At 69.8% G+C, this 16656-nt stretch carries 14 protein-coding genes and 1 pseudogene; 5 read left to right on the top strand and 10 right to left on the bottom strand.

Going from position 1 to position 16656, the window contains the following annotated elements; all coding sequences use genetic code 11:
- Window positions 1–59: 59 nt before the first annotated feature.
- Window positions 60–1661, bottom strand: a complete 1602-nt coding sequence (locus ACH34S_RS11610) for an SAM-dependent methyltransferase (protein ID WP_395952534.1) — start codon at window positions 1659–1661, stop codon at window positions 60–62.
- A gap of 1128 nt (window positions 1662–2789) precedes the next feature.
- Between ACH34S_RS11610 and ACH34S_RS11605 the strand changes: the two genes are divergently transcribed.
- The gene (locus ACH34S_RS11605) at window positions 2790–3125 is read left to right on the top strand and encodes a hypothetical protein (RefSeq protein ID WP_395952533.1); all 336 of its coding nucleotides are present in this window, start codon (window positions 2790–2792) and stop codon (window positions 3123–3125) included.
- A gap of 169 nt (window positions 3126–3294) precedes the next feature.
- Here the strand turns inward: ACH34S_RS11605 and ACH34S_RS11600 are convergent, their stop codons facing one another.
- Complete coding sequence (locus ACH34S_RS11600) at window positions 3295–3612, bottom strand: hypothetical protein (RefSeq protein ID WP_395952532.1); 318 nt, start codon at window positions 3610–3612, stop codon at window positions 3295–3297.
- Between the two features lie 106 nt (window positions 3613–3718).
- Here ACH34S_RS11600 and ACH34S_RS11595 point away from each other — a divergent pair, with 106 nt between their 5' ends.
- Complete coding sequence (locus tag ACH34S_RS11595; protein WP_395952531.1) at window positions 3719–5635, top strand: protein kinase; 1917 nt, start codon at window positions 3719–3721, stop codon at window positions 5633–5635.
- 380 nt (window positions 5636–6015) lie between these two features.
- Here ACH34S_RS11595 and ACH34S_RS11590 read toward each other — a convergent pair whose 3' ends face one another.
- Complete coding sequence (locus ACH34S_RS11590) at window positions 6016–6408, bottom strand: hypothetical protein (RefSeq protein ID WP_395952530.1); 393 nt, start codon at window positions 6406–6408, stop codon at window positions 6016–6018.
- Window positions 6409–6583: 175 nt separating this feature from the next.
- On the opposite strand from ACH34S_RS11590, the gene ACH34S_RS11585 reads away from it, so the two are divergent.
- Window positions 6584–7075: a hypothetical protein gene (locus ACH34S_RS11585; RefSeq protein ID WP_395952529.1), complete on the top strand. Its 492-nt coding sequence runs from the start codon at window positions 6584–6586 to the stop codon at window positions 7073–7075.
- Between the two features lie 104 nt (window positions 7076–7179).
- On the opposite strand, the gene ACH34S_RS11580 is transcribed toward ACH34S_RS11585, so the two are convergent.
- Both ACH34S_RS11580 and ACH34S_RS11575 read right to left on the bottom strand, forming a co-directional pair.
- Entirely contained in the window at window positions 7180–8847 is a 1668-nt protein-coding gene (locus ACH34S_RS11580) for a TROVE domain-containing protein (RefSeq protein ID WP_395952528.1), read from the bottom strand.
- 447 nt (window positions 8848–9294) lie between these two features.
- A complete protein-coding gene (locus ACH34S_RS11575) occupies window positions 9295–9735 on the bottom strand; it encodes a hypothetical protein (RefSeq protein WP_395952527.1) in 441 nt (146 codons plus the stop codon).
- Between the two features lie 234 nt (window positions 9736–9969).
- Here ACH34S_RS11575 and ACH34S_RS11570 point away from each other — a divergent pair.
- Both ACH34S_RS11570 and ACH34S_RS11565 read left to right on the top strand, forming a co-directional pair.
- A pseudogene (locus ACH34S_RS11570) lies at window positions 9970–10056 on the top strand (hypothetical protein); the annotation flags it as partial.
- A 54-nt stretch (window positions 10057–10110) separates the two neighbouring features.
- Window positions 10111–10563 (top strand): hypothetical protein, encoded by a 453-nt coding sequence (locus ACH34S_RS11565; protein WP_395952526.1) that lies wholly within the window; start codon window positions 10111–10113, stop codon window positions 10561–10563.
- Window positions 10564–11750: 1187 nt separating this feature from the next.
- On the opposite strand, the gene ACH34S_RS11560 is transcribed toward ACH34S_RS11565, so the two are convergent.
- From ACH34S_RS11560 to ACH34S_RS11540, 5 genes are all read right to left on the bottom strand, one after another.
- Complete coding sequence (locus ACH34S_RS11560; protein ID WP_395952525.1) at window positions 11751–12362, bottom strand: recombinase family protein; 612 nt, start codon at window positions 12360–12362, stop codon at window positions 11751–11753.
- 77 nt (window positions 12363–12439) lie between these two features.
- The gene (locus ACH34S_RS11555) at window positions 12440–13291 is read right to left on the bottom strand and encodes a tyrosine-type recombinase/integrase (protein WP_395952524.1); all 852 of its coding nucleotides are present in this window, start codon (window positions 13289–13291) and stop codon (window positions 12440–12442) included.
- 251 nt (window positions 13292–13542) lie between these two features.
- The gene (locus ACH34S_RS11550) at window positions 13543–14295 is read right to left on the bottom strand and encodes a PP2C family protein-serine/threonine phosphatase (protein ID WP_395952523.1); all 753 of its coding nucleotides are present in this window, start codon (window positions 14293–14295) and stop codon (window positions 13543–13545) included.
- A gap of 21 nt (window positions 14296–14316) precedes the next feature.
- Window positions 14317–14628: a hypothetical protein gene (locus ACH34S_RS11545; protein ID WP_395952522.1), complete on the bottom strand. Its 312-nt coding sequence runs from the start codon at window positions 14626–14628 to the stop codon at window positions 14317–14319.
- Window positions 14629–14657: 29 nt separating this feature from the next.
- Window positions 14658–16649: a hypothetical protein gene (locus tag ACH34S_RS11540; protein WP_395952521.1), complete on the bottom strand. Its 1992-nt coding sequence runs from the start codon at window positions 16647–16649 to the stop codon at window positions 14658–14660.
- Window positions 16650–16656: the final 7 nt, after the last annotated feature.

Below are 16656 nucleotides of genomic sequence, written 5' to 3'. Positions count from 1 at the left end.
GTTCCCTCCCACGCCGCAGGCGCCCACAAACCTGCAGAATGTCATATCTGTCGCGTTTGTCAGCTCTTCCGTGCGATGAGGCTGAGCGTGGGGAGTTCCCCCGGCGAATTCTGCCTCGGGGTCGGCTGCCCGGCCCACACCTCCCAGACCCTCCACGCGTCGGTAGCGCCCGGGGGAAGGATCTCGAACTCGGGAGGAACGAGGCTGGCGAGTTCGGGAGCTGTCCGTGCGATGAGGTTCATGGTCGGCGACGTGCGATACGCCTCCTGCATGGCCCACGGAACGCCGCTCGACAGTCCCTCGGTGCTCGCGGAGGTGAACGTGATGTAGGACCCGGCGGCCAGCAGCTCCCCTAGCTCGGCATACCGATCCTGATACTCCGGGGTGTTGGCGATCATGTTGACTTCGTGCTGGTTGATGACGACGACCGGCTGGGAGAAGTCGATCAGATCTAGGCGGTGGCGGGCCTGCAGAAAGGTCTCCAGGTTGCCCCAGAGACACTCCACGTTGCGGACGCCGGCCAGGAGGTGCTGGGAGTATCTCACCATCGCCGGGTCGACGTTGAGATAGAGGATGCGCGCGTCGGGGCGGGGTAGGTGCGCCACATCGTGCACGGCGAGCGGTGAGGGGGGCAGGCCGCCGAGCTCGATGAACTGGACCACACCCGCGCGGGCGAGCTTGCTCACCAGGCGGGCGGTCAGGTCGAGGGTCTCTCTTTGTACCTCCCGGACCCCGGGGGCGATGGTGAGGATGCTTCTGACGGCGGCGCGGTCGAGCGCGGTGTGAAACGCGCGCGGCTGCGACATGTACGTGCCGAACACGATTTCCGAGCTGTAGTTCGCCAGCCGCGGCTGGGTTACCGCATCCAGGCGGCCGCCGTGGTCGAGGACGGCCTGATCAGCCGGGGGCAGCGGCGGAGGTGGCGGGGCGGGGGCCATGCGTCCGGTGCGGATGTCCTCGCGCAGGTCACGGAGCCGAGTGGATGGGACGGCACCGATCTTGCGTTCCACGTAGTCGTTGTGGCGGTCGAACGCGGCGAGAGCGTCGACGGTCCGCCCCGCCCAGTGCAGGGCGGACATGAGCATCTCGACGAGGTGCTCGCGTTCGGGCCAGGCGTTCACCAGCTCCTGCGCGGTTTCGGCGACTTGGGGGTGCTGGCCCAGCTTGCGTTGCACTTCGGCGAGCCGCTCCACCGCACCGAGCCGCTCGCCTTCGAGGCGGTGCAGCAGCTCAAGCATCGGTGCGGTGTCGGGCATGGCTTCGACCGGCAGCGCGGCCCAGTGCCGCATGGCCTGGATGTACATCTCCGCCGCGGTGCGCGGGTCATCGGAGGCGAGCGTGCCCGCGTCCTCGACAAGGGCACGCCATCCGGACAGGTCAACGATGTCGGTTCGAGGGAGGCAGAGTTCGTAACCGCGGGGGCCGAGGCCGATGCGGTCGCCTCCCAGCATCTGCCGTAGCCGCGACATGATCTTTACCGGGCGCTTTTGGTCCTTGGGCTGACTGTCGGGAGGCCAGAGAAGATCGCGTAGCTGGTCCGCGGACACGGGGTGGCCACTGCACACCAAAGCAAACAGCGCAGCCCGCTGAACGGGCTGCAGGGACGGTTGTGGCTCGTGATCGGGTATCACCTGGACGCCGTCGAGCACGAGAATCCGCATGTACCCCCCTCTTTGTCGCCTCAGATGATGGGTGACGTCCACCTCTCCTGTCCGAAACGTGTCCGCATCCGGTCGCGGAATCGGCCCGTTGACCTGTGCGGGGACCCGGCGGGGACCGGATGGGGACCGGATGAGGACCCTTTGGAGACCATTTGCGGACCCGACGAACCTAGGGTTCCGATCGTGGTTGGCAAGCGGGCCATGGACGGGTTGAGACATCGGCTGGTTTCTCTGCTGCGCCCGTCGTGGCCGCGCAGCCAACAAGGGGCGATCGCCCTGGTCAACGCGAAGTACGAGAAGGAGCCGGCGGAGCCCCTCGGGTAGGAGGCCGGTGATCTAGGAGGTGACGTGGGGCGCGCGTACGCAACGCAGGGGTCGCAGGCGACCCAACGGCCAACGCGGTCGGGAAGGCACCGACGGGGAACGGCTCCGTCGACGGAAACGTCGGGGGCGCCGGGTGTTGGGCGGTCCGGTTGGCGGGCCTGGTTCCGACGCGGGAGGCATGCGACACCGGAGCGTGAACTGGACGGCCGGACTGGCCGGCGAACGCTCCAGGCGAAGTAGAGGTGCAGCGCGCCCTTCTGGAGGAATTGAGAAGCGGCGCGGGCCCTTCCTGGCCTTGGTTGCGGGAGGTGTACCCCGCCATCTCCCGCAACCAACCCGCCGGCGCCGGACGCCGTAGATAAGGCGGAAGGTGTATGCGTGATCTCCGGCGGGCGACGGCGTCGAGTTCGGCGCAGGAACGACACCAAAAGAGAGTCGGCGCGGCGACTCTGAATCCCGAGAAACGACGCAGCCGCGACGCGGGTTTCGTCTCGACAACACGGGGACCGTAGCTCGGCGCTGCACTTCGCCCACGAGGGACCTCAACGATGCAGGGACCGGGCGCCACCACCGCCCCCGTAGCGGACAGTGCCGTAAATACGAGCGGCGAGGAAGGAGGCGCGGCAGGCGCAGCGAACACGAACAGGCACGACGATGGCGTCCATCGCCGTGGCATCTCATTTGAGGCGGGTTCGCGGCCCGGCCATACCCCCTGGTATTGCGGACCCTGCCTCACGAGATTGCCCCAAGCAGACCACGCGTCTTCCGGTAGCATTAGTTGCCTGCACAACTACGGAGCGCGTTATGCACGACCACCCGGCAAGGCGCTTGGTCCCCGACCTCGACGAGTGCTCAATCTGCGGTGAACCGGTCGAAGGCGAAAACGCCGACCTGCGTCATCTCGGCGGGCAGTACCGGCAGCGGATCGTTCCCGCCCGTACAGACTCGTTCGCCTTTAACCGCGGCGTCGCCGTCTTGGCTCAAGCCCTCGACCGGCTCAGCTGGACGCCCAGCCTGGACAACGAGGCACGAGCCCGCGCCGGTATGGAGGCCCTCTACGCGGCCGGCCTGGTGACCTCCCGGCCCCGGAAGGTTCGCGCGCGCAAGATTTCCGGCGGCCCCCGCAACAAGCAGACGTAGCCAGCTGATGGACCGCCGACGCCGCAGTACTATGAGGGAACTCTTCGGAGTTGTCAGGGCCGGTGAGGACTGTCACCTCTCCACGCAAGTGGCGGGACCCCCTCACCGGCCCACCGCTTTCATGACGTGAGAAAGCCCCCGAGCTGGAAGCTCGGGGCCTGTTCTCTACCTACCGCATGCGGGCCTCGCCGAGGGCGACACGCGCCCCCTCGAACGTGGTGGCGGCCGCAATGAACTCCGCCGCCGCCCGCTCCGCAACCGGACCGTTCACACGGTCCAGCGCCAGCAGGATCGGCGCGTTCTCCTGGAGGCCGGTCCGCCTTCGCAGTAGTTGGGCGGCGGCCGTCAACGCGGTCCACGCGCACCAGATGTCCACCTTCGCCGCCGCGAACTCCTCGGTGCACTCGGGGACGACAGCAGGACGATCTGTGATCTCCTCGTCTTTCTGTAACAGCGCCTGACGAGAAGCCGGCACGCTGCCGCGCACCGGTCGCACCATCGACCGTGCACTGGCGACCGTGCGGGGCTTGGCCCCATACGCGCGCGTCTGAAAAGATGGCGATCCGGGAGCAGCAGACTCCGAGGAGACCCCTGTGAGGACTCCCCTCCAGCCTGGCGATCCCGAGTCGATCGGTGCCTATCGCGTTCTGGAGAGGCTCGGCGCGGGCGGCATGGGCGCGGTCTATCTCGCCGAGGACGTCACGGGCGCGCACGTCGCCGTCAAGGTGATCAAGTCCGAGCTGATCCGCGGCGAGAACGGCGCCGTGTCGGCCCGGTTCCGGCGTGAGATCGCCGTGCTCCGCAGTCTCAGCCGGCGTTGCACGGCCGCGCTCCTTGACGCGGACCCTGAGGCCGACCCGCCGTACCTGGTCGTCGAGTATGTCGAGGGCTTATCGCTGGGCGAGGCCGTGCGGCAGGACGGACCGCTGCGCGGCACCTCCCTGGAGGAGGTCGCGGTCGGCACCGCCGCGGCGTTAGAGCACATCCACGCGGAGGGCATCGCGCACCGCGACCTGAAGCCCGGCAACGTCCTCCTGGGACCGCACGGCCCGCGCGTCATCGACTTCGGCATCGCCCTCCTCACCGAGCCTGGCACCCGGATCACCGCGACCGGCCAGCTCTGGGGCACCCCGCCGTACATGGCGCCGGAGCAACTGATGGGGGAACGGGTGACGACGGCCGTGGACCTGTTCGCATGGGCGGGCACCGTGGTCTGCGCCGCGTCGGGCCGGCCCCCGTTCGGCGACGACCGCCGGACCGTCCACACGAGGATTCTGCATGGTGAGCCGTCCCTTGAAGGGCTCGGCGGACCGATGTTCGACATGGTGCGCAGGGCCTTGGCCAAGGACCCGGCGGCCCGCCCGTCCGCCGCCGAGGTCGTGGAGAGCCTGCGTGGCCTGTCCCGGACCGTCCTGCGGGACGCTTCCCTCGGCGCAGGACCGGCGGGGCTCGACGCCGACGACGCGGAGGGCTGGGCGGAGAAGGCGGGCCAGAGCATCGCGGAGGGCAAGACCCAACTCGCCCTCTACCAGGCACAGCGCGGGCTGTCCATGAATCCCCTGCACCCCCGCTGCCTCTTCCACCGCGCCCAGGCCAACCTCGCCGAAGGCGGCCACGGGCTCCAGGACCTCCAACTGGCCCACGAGGTCGACCCGGACGACGCGGAGATCCGCCGCGCCTACGCACGGGAACTCACGGCCCGCGGCGATTCCCGGGCCATGGAGAGGGCCTACACTCTCGAACCGGCCGACCCCGTGGTCTCGGCGGCCTTCGCCCGGTCCCTGGCACAGCACGGGCACACCGAGCGCGCGTTCCAGATCGCGCCCGGCGACCCGGAGGTCCGCCACCGGTACGCCTTGATGCTGGCGGAGCGCCCGGGAGGCGAACTCGACGCGCTGGCGGTGTCGCCCCACGATCCCGAGGTCCTCTCCCGGTACCACCGTTTCGCCGAGTTGACGGCCGGATCGGCGGCGATCCCACCAGACGCGCTGCGCGCCGTCCTCGCCGTCAACCGCGAGCTGGACGGAGGCAACACCGACCTCATACGCCTCGCCGTGGCGCTAACCGACCTCGCCTGGCTGGACCCGACCCTGCCCGCCGAGACCCGGCTCCACCTGTTCCCCAAGGTGCTTCATGCGCTCTGGTGGGAGCTCGCTGCCCACGCCCGCAGCCCCTTCTCCCTAGAACGCGCCGCCGCGTTGGAGTGGACGGCGCGTCTCGCCGAGTTCCTCGCCCCCGGCGACTGGCGGCTCCAGAACCTGGCCCGCGCCGCCTACGCCCCCAAGACGAGCACCGCGCAGGGCGTCGGCCTCGCGGTGGGCTCGGGCTTGGCCATGCTCTCCTTCCTCCTGGTCCCGGTGACTGGGCTCACATGGTGGATGGCGGTGTTCCTCGTGTTCCCGTGCTTGCTGATCGTGCCAGTCATAGTCGCAGTTGGACTGCAGGCGGCCCGCCGTGAACAGCGCCGTAGCAAGGCACGCGAACTCTACCCGTGGTCGGCCCACGACTGACCCCCCGCCGGGCGCCCTCCGACCGACGCCAGCGTCGCGACGTCCTCGCCCCGGTCAAGGTCAGGTTCTGGCGGGCGGCCTGCCGATCAGCCCTGCGAGGCCGGCGTCCAACGTGGGCCGGCGCCGCTGGGTGAGGGAACGAACGGTCGTCCTGGCTGAACAGCCGCCGCCTGCATCGCCGCGACGAACGCACGCCCGAGCGCTTCCTGCCTTCGTTGGCATCGCCGCCACTCTGATCCACCACCGCCAACTCACCAAATGAGATGGCGTCTAACTAAGGTCGACGATCATCTGGGGTGTCCCTCTCTCTCGGGGCCCAAAGACGGGACGTGGAAGACGGGACAGGTGCCCCCGGTTGGTTACCGGGGGCACCCGGGCCGCTAGTCGGCGATGCCGAGGTCGAGCGCGACCTTTCCGACCTCGAACTCTCCCCGCCGGATCACGTGCTCAAGCCCGTCCAGCCGCCACCCGCCAGGGTCCCCGTGCAGCTTGATGAAGCCGGCGAGGTCGTAGCCGAGGAGCCAGTCCGTGATCGCGGCCTGGAGCAGCTCCGTGTGCAGCTCGGAAAGCCCCTGCGGGGGGATCAGCTCCATGCGGGCCCGGTTGAGCGCATGGAGAGCGGCGATCGTTTCCTCAGGCTGCCACTCCTTGCTGAAGTGCTGAAGCTGGATCGGGAGCGGCAGGTAGGTCAGGACCGCCCGGATGATCCCGTAGAGGGTGATCATGTCGTCGGTCAGGTCTTCCCACCGCTTTTCGGCGTGGTCGTCTTCCACGTCGATACCTCTCTGGAGTTGTCAAGGGCCACCGGCAATCCCGGGACCCGCCGGTCCGGTGGGCTGTCACCCCCGCCCGTTCCGACACCTCAAACACTACCGTAAAACATTGCGTAACGCAATACTTTTCAAGTATGGTGGTCTCATCAGCACCAACACCGACAGGAGAGACCCGATGGACACATGGGCCGCAACCGTGAGGCTTGCCCTCACCGGGCCGGCCACGCAGGCCGCCGCCCCGCCTCTGCCCGAGGGAATGACCCTGGAACACCGTGACCCTGCCCACGGCCGCGCCACGGTGCGGACGACGGTCCAGGCTCAGGACTTGGCCTCGGCTGCCGCAGCGGCGGCTGGCGCGGTCACCGCGGCGGTCTCCAACTGGCCCGGCACGCCCACGGTCGTCGGCGCGGAGGTACTCCGCGCGGATGAGGCGGCGCACCTCACAGCGCACCCCGACCCGCTCGACCTCGTTGACGACACCGGCGCCGCGAAAATGCTCGGTGTCGCGCGGCAGCGCATCGCCGGCCTCGCCGCGACGCCGAGCCTCGGGTTCCCGCATCACGTCTCCGAACTGACCCGTGGGCGGGCGTACACCGCGGCGTCGATCGCGGCGTTCGACGACCGGTGGACCCGCACGCAAGGACGACCGACGAAGGCCCGCGCCTGACACGCCCGGGACAGCGCAACGGCCCGTCTCCTCGCTAGGGGGCCGGAATCGGCGACGGGCCGTTGCTTTCCGGGTGCCGGAGGGACGCTCCGGAGATCGGCGGGTCAGGGCCGCATGAACTCGGTGACCAGCGTCGGGAGGGACGCGTCGAGGCCGGCGACGTTCACCACGCCCGGGTCGCGAGGGTCGCCGATCGACGTGCCGGTGGCGTTCAGGGACGCGACGACCAGCCGCGCGGCGGGGGAAACCCGCCGCCGGTACTCGGTGAGCGCTTGGGACGCGTGCTTCTCACCGGCCCAGGTCTCGTTGTCGGTCAGCACGAGGACACCGTCGGCCTCGACGTGTTCGGCCGTGGCCCAGGCGAACGGGACGGCCAGGTCGGTGCCGCCGCCGAACGGCCGCCACCGCTGGATCTCGGTCAGGCTGGTGCGCGCCGTCAGCGACGACGGCACCATCTGGGTCGTCACCTCGATCACGTGGGCGTTGCCGCGCTCGATCCGCAGCATGATCGCGGCCAGCGTGTTCGCCACCTGGTAGGTGGTGCCGACCGGCGTGCCGCTTGCAAGGACCTGCTCCCAGGTCATCGAGGAGCTGGCGTCCACGGCGATCAGCAGGCGCCGCCCGGACGGCTGGGTGTGCCCGTACGACAGCTCCCACGCCTCCTCCAGCGCGTCACAGACCGCCGTGACCGGAACCCAGTGCTGCGGCTCCTTGCCGGGCCTGGCGGGCGTCTGCCCCGCCCGGTAGGCGGCGAGGACGAGGTAGGCGGTCATGGGGTGGACGCGGGCGGCGGCGAGCGAGTCGGCGTCGGTGAGCCGCGCGGACACACGACGCGTGGCGTCACCGAGCGGCGTGAGGGTGCCGAGCCTGGTCATGCGGCCGAGGTTGCGGAGCAGTGCCGTGACCCCGATCGTGTCGATCAGCGCGTCCCACACGGTCGGCTCGGTCAGCCACCGGTCGGGCAGGAACTCCCAGGGAAAATTCCGCTGGCTGATCACGCGGCGGGCCTCCCGTGCGGAACCGACCGCCTGCGCGGTTAGGAAGTCGTCTACCCGGCGGACCAGCTCGCGGGCCTGGTCGTCGGTGACGTTGCCGGCGATCCAGCCGAACAGCGCTGCCCGCTGCGGGGTGCTGGCGACGGGGTGCGCCATCCGCATCACGTCACGCAGGTGGAACTCCTCGCTCTGCGGGGTGCGGCGCTGCATCGCCTTGCAGGCCCGGTAGGCCAGATCCTCGACGTCTTCGTGGACGAACGGGTACGCCAGTGCGGTCCGCAGCGACCGGAACGTGCGCGGCCGTAGTTTCCCGACGCGGCCGGACGACGCTCCACCCAGCTCCTTGTAGTACCCGAACCACGTCGCCAAGTGGTCGGTGGTGCGGGCAACGCGAGGCAGCGCGGACTTGGCCGCCTGCCGGGCCGCGTGGTCGCCCCACGCGAACGCCGCAGCGATCACGAACAGGGCACCGCGGTTGGAGGGGGCGCGCGGCGGCCGCGCGGTCGAGACCTCCTCGGCGACCGCGACCGCGCGGGGCCCGTCGAGGGCGATCGCGTCGCGGACCACACCGGCGTTGTCGACCGTCAGCGCGGTGGCGTCCACGTAGAAGGTGCCGCCTGCGGTGCCGAGGATGACGAAGTCCTCCAGGCGCCGCCACACGTCGAGCGTGAACACGTAGCCGCCGGCAGCGTTGCGGACCTGGTCGCCCTCCCTGCCGGGGAGCGGCTGGCTCTGCGGGGTGCCGAACGTGGGCAGGGATGCGAGCGGGTCACGCATGAGGGACTCCAGGCCGTGAAGGCGGGGGAGGAAGGGGCGGATGTGTGGATGTCCGCCGGGTGTTTGTCGACTGGAGTGCTGCCGCTACACCACACCGCCGTGAGAGGCGGCGCCAGGACTCGAACCTGGCCGGCCAGTTTGGGATCGATAACCGACGGGCTTCGACCCGCCCCCTGCCCCGTATATGGGAACGCGTCAGACCTGGTGCCGGCACGGATGTGGGAACGCCCACCGGGGGAGATCTGTACAAGAGATAACCGACGGGCTTCGACCCGTGCAGGCGCCGGGCCTGACGCGTGTGTCCCGACTGTAGGCCGCAGTGGACCGTCCACGCACGCCTGTTTCGGCTGGTGTGGGCAGCGTGACCCTAGATAGCCGTATAAGCCGCTAGACCAGGGCGGTGCTGGTACGAAGAAGGCCCCCGGCTGTCGCCGGGGGCCTCGTTCGTCACTCCTGATTCTCAGGCGGCTCCTCCTCGTCGGTGCGGAGGATCTCCGACTGCTTTTCCAGCAGATGGATGGAGGTGATCGCACGACCGCACATGAACTCGACTCGCTTCAGGCAGCGGAACCACAGTTCCGCGTGCCAGTCGGTGAGCTCGAACTGTTCGGTGTGCGTGACCATCAGGAGGGCGTGGAGCATCTCCAGCGCCCCCTCGGCGATCAGGGACTCCGTAATGGCCGGGATGCCCTGGAGGGGAAGCAGCTCTTCCCGCGCATGGTGGACCGCGTCGACCGCCTCGCCGACGCTCTCGGAGTCGTCGGCCCGGAGGTCGGGCAGCCCGACGACGATCGGAAGCAGCGAGAACAGCTCCCGCAGCATCTCCCACACGAGTGTCGTCCTGGCCAGGTAGTACTCGCGCGACTTACCCGCGAATTCGTCTTCCACCTGGGAATTCCTCTCTGGAGTTGTCAAGGGTTACCCGGCAAGCTCCGGGGCCCGCCGGTCCGGGGGGCTGTCACTCCCGCTCCGTTCCGACAACACAAACTCTACCGAAAACTATGACGTAACGCAACAGTTTCTTGGTTGCTGTCCGAGATGCTGTCGTAGTGCGGACACCGGGTATGCGTACGTCGATGTGGCGGATCTGGCGGCGGCGGTGACCGTCCGGGATTCCAAGATCCGGACGGGCCCAAATTGGTGTTCGGTCCGGCCGCGTGGGAGGCGTTCGCGGCCGAGGCCAAGTCAGGTGCCCTCGCCCTGAGCTGAGACCGATCAACCAGGAGCCCCGGCCCGTCAAGCAGACGGGCCGGGGCGCTCAGCGTGTCCGTCCGGCCGCGCTGGAACGGGCAGCTGCGACCACCTGTTGAGACGCCGAGTAGGAGAGGCCAGCGCGCGACGCTGACGGCGCGCACGGTCGTGGGCGCGCATCACCCCCTGGGCGGTGACGGCCTGATCCCGATGGACGACGGCGTTTCCGTGCGCGACGACCTGCGCGGGGCTTGCAGGGCGCTCGATATGAGGCCGGGCTTCCGTGGCGGGCTGATCAACGAGCCCATCTTGTGGGCGCCCCCGGACGTCCAGGACGAGACCATCGTCGTGGCTACCAAGATCACGGCGACGACCGGGGCGGCTCTGGCCCGGACCGCGCGACCCGGCCTGTGCTGCTGTCCCAACCGCCCGGCTTCGCCTCGCACCCCCAAGACCGTGCGGCCGGTCGAGTGGCTGCGCACCGGCCAATACCGCATCCCCACCACCTTGCCGGGCCTCAGCTGAAGCGTCGCCGTGGCGGCGTCCGGCACCAGGCCGACACCCCTGCGCGTGGCCCCGCGCACCGTCGCTCCCTTGAGCGGGCCGGTGATCGCGGCCGGCCGCACCGCTGCGCCTGGCGACGTCCGCGACGGTCTGATCCCTGGCGACTTCACCATCACCGCCGCCGAGGAGCGACTGCCGCCCACTCCCACGCCTCGACCGTCGTCGGGGGCGGCACACAGTGAAAGCGACCGCCGTCCCGGCCCTTGTGGCCGAGGACCTCGGGCATCCGGCACTCATGGCCGCGACGCACTTTTGGACACAGGAATTCGAGCAAGACTGATGTCCCTAACAAGGAAGCCCGGGCGTCAGAATGAACCGTTAGTGTGAACCAATTCGAAATGCCTAGAAGTCCCATGGGAGACAGGTCGGATGTCTTAGAGTGGGAGCCATGTGAGTCTTACGATGGAGGGCGGGTGCGATGGTCGAGCCCAGGTCAAGTGACACCGAGTCGTCCGAGGCAAGCAATGTTCGTCGGGTTTCTGTGACGAACGTTCTCGCTGCTGGCGGCGCTGTGATCACGATCTTGTCCGGGGGGTTTGCCCTCCTTCAAGGGTGTACCGGATCGCCTGGGCCGGAAGGTAAGGAAAATGTGGCGGCTTCGCCGTCCACGTCATCTGCCGGTGCTTCTCCTGCCGTGGACGTGCCGACGCAGACTCCGAGTTCGCCCGTTCCCGAGAACCCACGGGTGCTCCGTCAGGGGACGATCTCAATTCGAGATGGCCATCAGGCCAGTCTTTCAACCGGGAAGGTAGGCGCCAGCGTCGAACGCCCAGATTTGGCCTACAGCGTTGAGGTTGTTGGCTACCTCTCGGCCTCCGCCGGGAGGATCGCCAGAGCTGATGGAGCGGTGACCCCAAGCACGTGCGCCGACCATCTAGCTCGTGATTCACAGTCAAAGATGGACACATTTAACACGTGGCTTTGCCTTGCCACATCGGACGGCCATGTTGCCGGAGTTCAGGTGGTCGATGAGGGTGACGAGGTGACTCTCCAGTACCTCATCTGGGATAGACCTGTTCCGCCGATCGCAAGCCCCTGAATCCCAGCCGACCGCTGACCTTCTGCGGAGGCTGAGCTGGCACGCGAAACGGCCCGCCATCCGCAACAACGGGCGACGGGCCGCGCGAACACGGTCGACGGGAGAGCGGTCAGGCGCGCCGGTAGGCGGTGACCCGCTGCCCGTGCTCGGGGTCCTCGGTGACCACCGCAGTGAGCCGCGCGCCGGGCAGCTCGGTGAACGGAATGCCGGTGTCACGGACGATGTCGACGGCGGGCACCCGGAGCGGGTTCTGTGGTGTGCGGTTGCCGAACACCAGCTCGGCGTCGGTGTCGAACGTCAGCATCACCCGCACCTCGACGCGCTCGTCGCCGGGTTCGTCGACGTGCGGCACGGCCGTCCGGCCGGCCATCGCAGCGTCCGTCTCGGCCAGGTCCGCGCCCATCAGCGAGAAGTCGCCCCACACCCCGTACAGCTTGGCGCCGTGCTCGTCGGCGAGGCGCGCCAGGCGCCGGCCTTCGGCGTAGTCGCGGGTCAGCATCTGCGGCGACGTCGTGATCACCCTGGCGGCCTCACCAGCCGCGATGGCCTCCTTCAGCCGGACGTAGCCGGAACGGTCGTTGTCCATGCCACCGGTGATGTCGCGGTAGGTGTCGGTGACCTCCCAGCCGCGCCGGGCCGCGAACTCGCGGCACGCCTCCTCGGCGGAGTTCAGGTCGCTGTTCGCGCCGTCCGCGACGCGCAGGTAGATAAAGGTGCTCATGATCGTCCTTCGGTTGTTCTGAGGCGCCGTAGCGCCATTGTCGGGGGAGAGGTGGCCTCTCGCGGGGCGTTGTCGGGTTAGGCGGCGAGCGCGTGGACGTCCGCCGGGGTCGGGAGGTACAGCAGCTCGACGGTCTCCTGCAGAACGGCGTCCGATCGGCGGTCGTAGCCCGCGGTGGTCGCGACGCTGGCGTGCCCGGCCTGACGCTGCGCCAGCACGATGTCGCCGCCGACCGCGAGGTAGCCGGAGATGAACGTCCGGCGCAGGTCGTGCGGCGTGAAGACCGCGACGCGCGCTTCCGCGCACCGGACGGTGATGATGTAGTTCACCGAGCTGGGCTTGAGCGCCCGCGCCTGGACGTTGCCGGACCAGTGCACGGGCCGGAACAGCGGGCCGGGTTTCGCCGGCAGCAGCGCGAGCCAGGCGTTGATCCACTCGGCCGCGCGGCGGTGCACGTAGACGGTGCGTTCCTTGTTGCCCTTCCCGACGATCCGCAGCGTCCGCAGCGCGGCGTCGTAGTGGGCGCGGAGGGCCTGGACGGCCTCCTCACGGCGGATGCCGGTCGCGTGCATCAGCGCGATCAGCGCCGCGTCCCGGATTCCCCGCGCGGGGTTGTCGTCGTCGGTGAGGCACGCGCGGAGGATCTTGTCGATCTCGTCCTCGCCGACGGCGCGGCCCGTCTGCTCGCGGTGCCCGCGCACGGGTGCGACGTCGGCGGCGGCCTCGAAGTCGTCGGCGGTCATGAGCTGGTGGCGGCGCGAGAACCGGAGGACGCACCGCAGCGCCACCAGATGCTGGTTGACGTACGCCGGCGACCAGCGCTCGCCCTTCGGGGTGGTCTCCTCGCGGAGCGCGGCGCGGATCGCCTGGGTGTGCTCGAACCGCAGCCGCCACCACGCGAGCCGTTCCGGTGGGGGGAGCGGCCTCACCCTCCGGGACGGTCACCATCAGCGTGCCGATGCGGGCGAGGCGCTTGCGCATCGTGTGCCGCGAGGCGGCGGAGTCCAGCGAGTCGATGTAGGTCGCCGCCGGGCACGGGTCCGGGGGCGTGTCGAGGACGAACCCGGCGGGCCCGCACGAGCGGCCGCGGCTCGGCGGAGCCGCGGGGGAGTGTTCCGGGCATCACGGACACCCCGAAACGATCATGTAGCTGATGGGAATTGGCATTCTGTCGAGTCACCTATCGGGTGGGGCGGTCGCGTAGGACAGCGCCACGGGCAGCGGCCGGACGCAGGACGACCACGGTCGCGTCGTCCCGATACCCCGTCTCGTCCTCGCGAGCGGCGGCGATGATCCCGCGAGCCAGCGCCGGAAGGCCAACGGCTTCGCCGTCCTCGTCCTGGGGCTCGTCGTACCGTCGCAACAGGGCCTCCAGCTCGTCGTGGGGCACGCCATCGGGGACGCCGTCGCTGACCAGGAGCACCGTCTCATCGGCGGGTATCTCCACGTCGTAGACGGCGGCGATGACCGCGGTGCGCAACGTCGCGCGGACCCAGTTGTCGTGGTCTGCCGCGAGGTCCCACGGGGCCCCGTTCCGGCGGAGCTGCTCACCGACCGTCTGATCGGTGGTGTACCGCCGCAGACGTCGGCCGTCCCAGCCGTAGGCGCGGGCGTCGCCGATCCAGTGGACCGCCGTGACGTCGTCGTGCGCCACGGCGGCGACGGCGACCGCGTCGGGGTTCTCGCCATCGACTGCGGGTGCCCTGAGAAGGTCAGCGGCCGTCAAAAGGGCGGCCAGGCCGCCGCGGTGTGCGGCGACCCTGGCGATGACGCCGGCCAGCAGACGCGAGCTGGCCGCGACCTCGGCGCTGTTGCCGATCCCATCGACGACCGTCGCCACCGTGGTCTTGTCGGTGGTCCAGGTCCGGGCAGCGTCGGCGTTGTAGGGGCGTGTCCCTCGCCGCGTTGCGGCTGCCGCCTGTGGTGCGGGCATAAGGTGCTCTCCTTCTTTGGGTTAGCCGCGACGAGCGGTGAGTGCGGCGAGGCGGTTGCGGCCGGCGAACGTCAGCTCGTACCGGCCGGTCTGCCCGTCCTTGACCACCAGCCCGCGTCGGGTGAAGGCGATCAGCTGGCTCTTCACCAGGCTCGGCGTCCAACTGGTGGCCGCCGCGATCTTCTCGGCCGTCAGCGCAGTCCCCGTGAGCGTGGACAGCAGGGTGCGGTCGACGTCGTCCCACGCCGCCGTCGGCTGGACGGTGCGAACAGGCGGGCGCGGACGGGGCGCCGGACGCTGGCCGGAAACACTCGCACTGGTGTTGGTGATCATTGTCGTTCTCTCCTTGGTTGGTTCGGTGGTCAGGCGGTGGCCATTCGGGGCTCCAACGCCTCACGCCCGGCGTTGCTGATCCGGTACGGGCCGCGCTCCTGGTGGTCCAGGAGCTCGGCCTCGGTGAGCTGCTGCAGAGCGAGCACGACCGTGCGGCCGGCGATCTGATCAGCCTCGGGCAGCCCGTAGAAGTGCTTCTTGACCTCGATCGCCGTGCGGGACGCGCCGTCGGCGAACAGCGCCAGGACCCGGTCCCGCGCTAGTGGTTTGGTGTCCGCCTGCGCCGCCGCCGGAGCGGTCGGGGCGTCGTCGTCGAGCGGCGGCGGGACGGGCACGCCGTTGTCGTCGAGCGAGGGGATCTCCCCCACCACGTCGTCGGCGGCCGCTGGCTCGCCCACCTGAGACCAGCCGTAGGCGTCGACCGGCAGCAACGTCCGCATCGTGGTGGGACGGTCCGCGCCCGGAGCGAACACGAACCCGAGCCCGGACGTCGACGTCCCGTCCGGCCACTCCTTCGGCAGCAGCACCGGGTCGACGGGCATCGCCCCGTTGAACGCCGCCCCACCCGAAAGCGGGTTGGCGGTCCGGAGCACGATCACGTTGCCCGACGCGACGGCGTCCTTGATCTGCTGAGAGTCGCCCAGCGACCCCTGCAGCGGCACCTGGGTGAGGAGCCGGACCTTGATCCCGCACTTGCGGGACATCGCGATGATCTCCTCGACCAGGCCGCAGCAGATGTCGTCGGCGAGGATCACCTGCGCCTCGTCGATCGTGATCGCGATCAGCGGCAGCCCGTGCCTGGGGTCGCCAGGCGTGAAGTCCTCCACGCCCTCGATCCGGCGGCCCCGCTCGTCCACCCACTCCAACGTCGACAGCAGCTCGTTGCGGGCGTACATGCGGGCCCGCGCCTCGAACAGCAGCCGCCGCGCCTCCGCGACGGTGCCGGCGAACCGGTGAACGGACTTCTTCCACCCCGAGTAGGACTGGCCGCGCTGCGGGTCGACCAGCCACGACACCACGAGGCCACAGTGACGTTCCTCGGCGAGCAGCATCTTCACCAACGCGGATTTGCCGGCGTCGGTGGTCCCGGCGATGAGGGTGTGGACGGGACCGTGGCCGCGCCTCCAGTGCCGGTACGGGACTCCCGCCAGGTCGGCGTAGATCCCGATCCGCGAGACACCCGTTCCGACGTCCAGCGTGGGACCGTCCCAGTGGCGGACCTCCGTCAGGGGGTTGTCGGGCTGGACGAGGATGACCGCCAGATGCAACCCCCGAGGGTGCGGCTCGATCGAGAGCTGGTCGGCGCGAAGCTTCAGCCGGGCCCCGATCTCCTTCACCCGCGCCTGCGCCGCATCCGAGGTCCCATCGTCGAGTTCGATGACCGCGCGCCACCCGCCGGGGATCTCCTGGAGCTCCAGGAGCCGCGAGGCGGGCAGTGGCCCTTGCGGGCGTGAGACCCGCGCCGCCCACACCTGCCGGATCTCCTGCTGCCAGCTCACGGCGGCCGTGTCGTCGTCTGGGCGTGCCGGGCGGGGCCGCACGCGGTGATGCACCCACCACGGGACGGCCAACGCCGCGCCTGCGGTCCACAGGGCACCGTCAACAGCCGTAACGCCGGTGCCGGCCGCGGTCGCCGCCCACCCGGCGGCGGCGGTCCACGCGGACGCGCCGTACAGCTGCTCAGGCGTACGGGTGAGGCGGTGCCGTCCGCGCAGCCCCCACCACAACAGGCCGGTGCCCGCGGTGACGCCGGCGACGAGCGGCGGCGCGGCCGCGGTGGCGTGGGCGGCCGCCGCGGCCGCGTGCAGACCGCCCATCAGGGCCAGCGGCGCAAGGTGCTTACGGTGCCGGTACGGGCGTCGGGTGAACTTGCGGGGACGGTGGCCGCCGAGGCCACGGGCTTCGGGCCCCTCGCGCGGCACGGACGAGGGCGGCGCTTGGGCGTGCGCGTCGATCCGGGCGCGCATCTCCTCCAGCTCTTCCTGCATCTGCGCGAGCGTCCGCCTGGTCCGCCTGGCCATGACACAT

The sequence above is a fragment of the Actinomadura sp. 3N508 genome (genome assembly GCF_044326375.1).
GTDB lineage: Bacteria > Actinomycetota > Actinomycetes > Streptosporangiales > Streptosporangiaceae > Spirillospora.
Note: the sequence above shows the minus strand (reverse complement) of the source record. Positions and strands in the feature narration are given on the sequence as shown.

What these genes read in the sequence shown, in the direction of transcription:
- ACH34S_RS11610 (WP_395952534.1), bottom strand. Translation starts at nt 1,661, where the DNA reads ATGCGGATTCTCGTGCTCGACGGCGTCCAGGTGATACCCGATCACGAG.
- ACH34S_RS11605 (WP_395952533.1), top strand. Translation starts at nt 2,790, where the DNA reads ATGCACGACCACCCGGCAAGGCGCTTGGTCCCCGACCTCGACGAGTGC.
- ACH34S_RS11585 (WP_395952529.1), top strand. Translation starts at nt 6,584, where the DNA reads ATGGACACATGGGCCGCAACCGTGAGGCTTGCCCTCACCGGGCCGGCC.
- ACH34S_RS11580 (WP_395952528.1), bottom strand. Translation starts at nt 8,847, where the DNA reads ATGCGTGACCCGCTCGCATCCCTGCCCACGTTCGGCACCCCGCAGAGC.
- ACH34S_RS11560 (WP_395952525.1), bottom strand. Translation starts at nt 12,362, where the DNA reads ATGAGCACCTTTATCTACCTGCGCGTCGCGGACGGCGCGAACAGCGAC.
- ACH34S_RS11550 (WP_395952523.1), bottom strand. Translation starts at nt 14,295, where the DNA reads ATGCCCGCACCACAGGCGGCAGCCGCAACGCGGCGAGGGACACGCCCC.
- ACH34S_RS11545 (WP_395952522.1), bottom strand. Translation starts at nt 14,628, where the DNA reads ATGATCACCAACACCAGTGCGAGTGTTTCCGGCCAGCGTCCGGCGCCC.
- ACH34S_RS11540 (WP_395952521.1), bottom strand. Translation starts at nt 16,649, where the DNA reads ATGGCCAGGCGGACCAGGCGGACGCTCGCGCAGATGCAGGAAGAGCTG.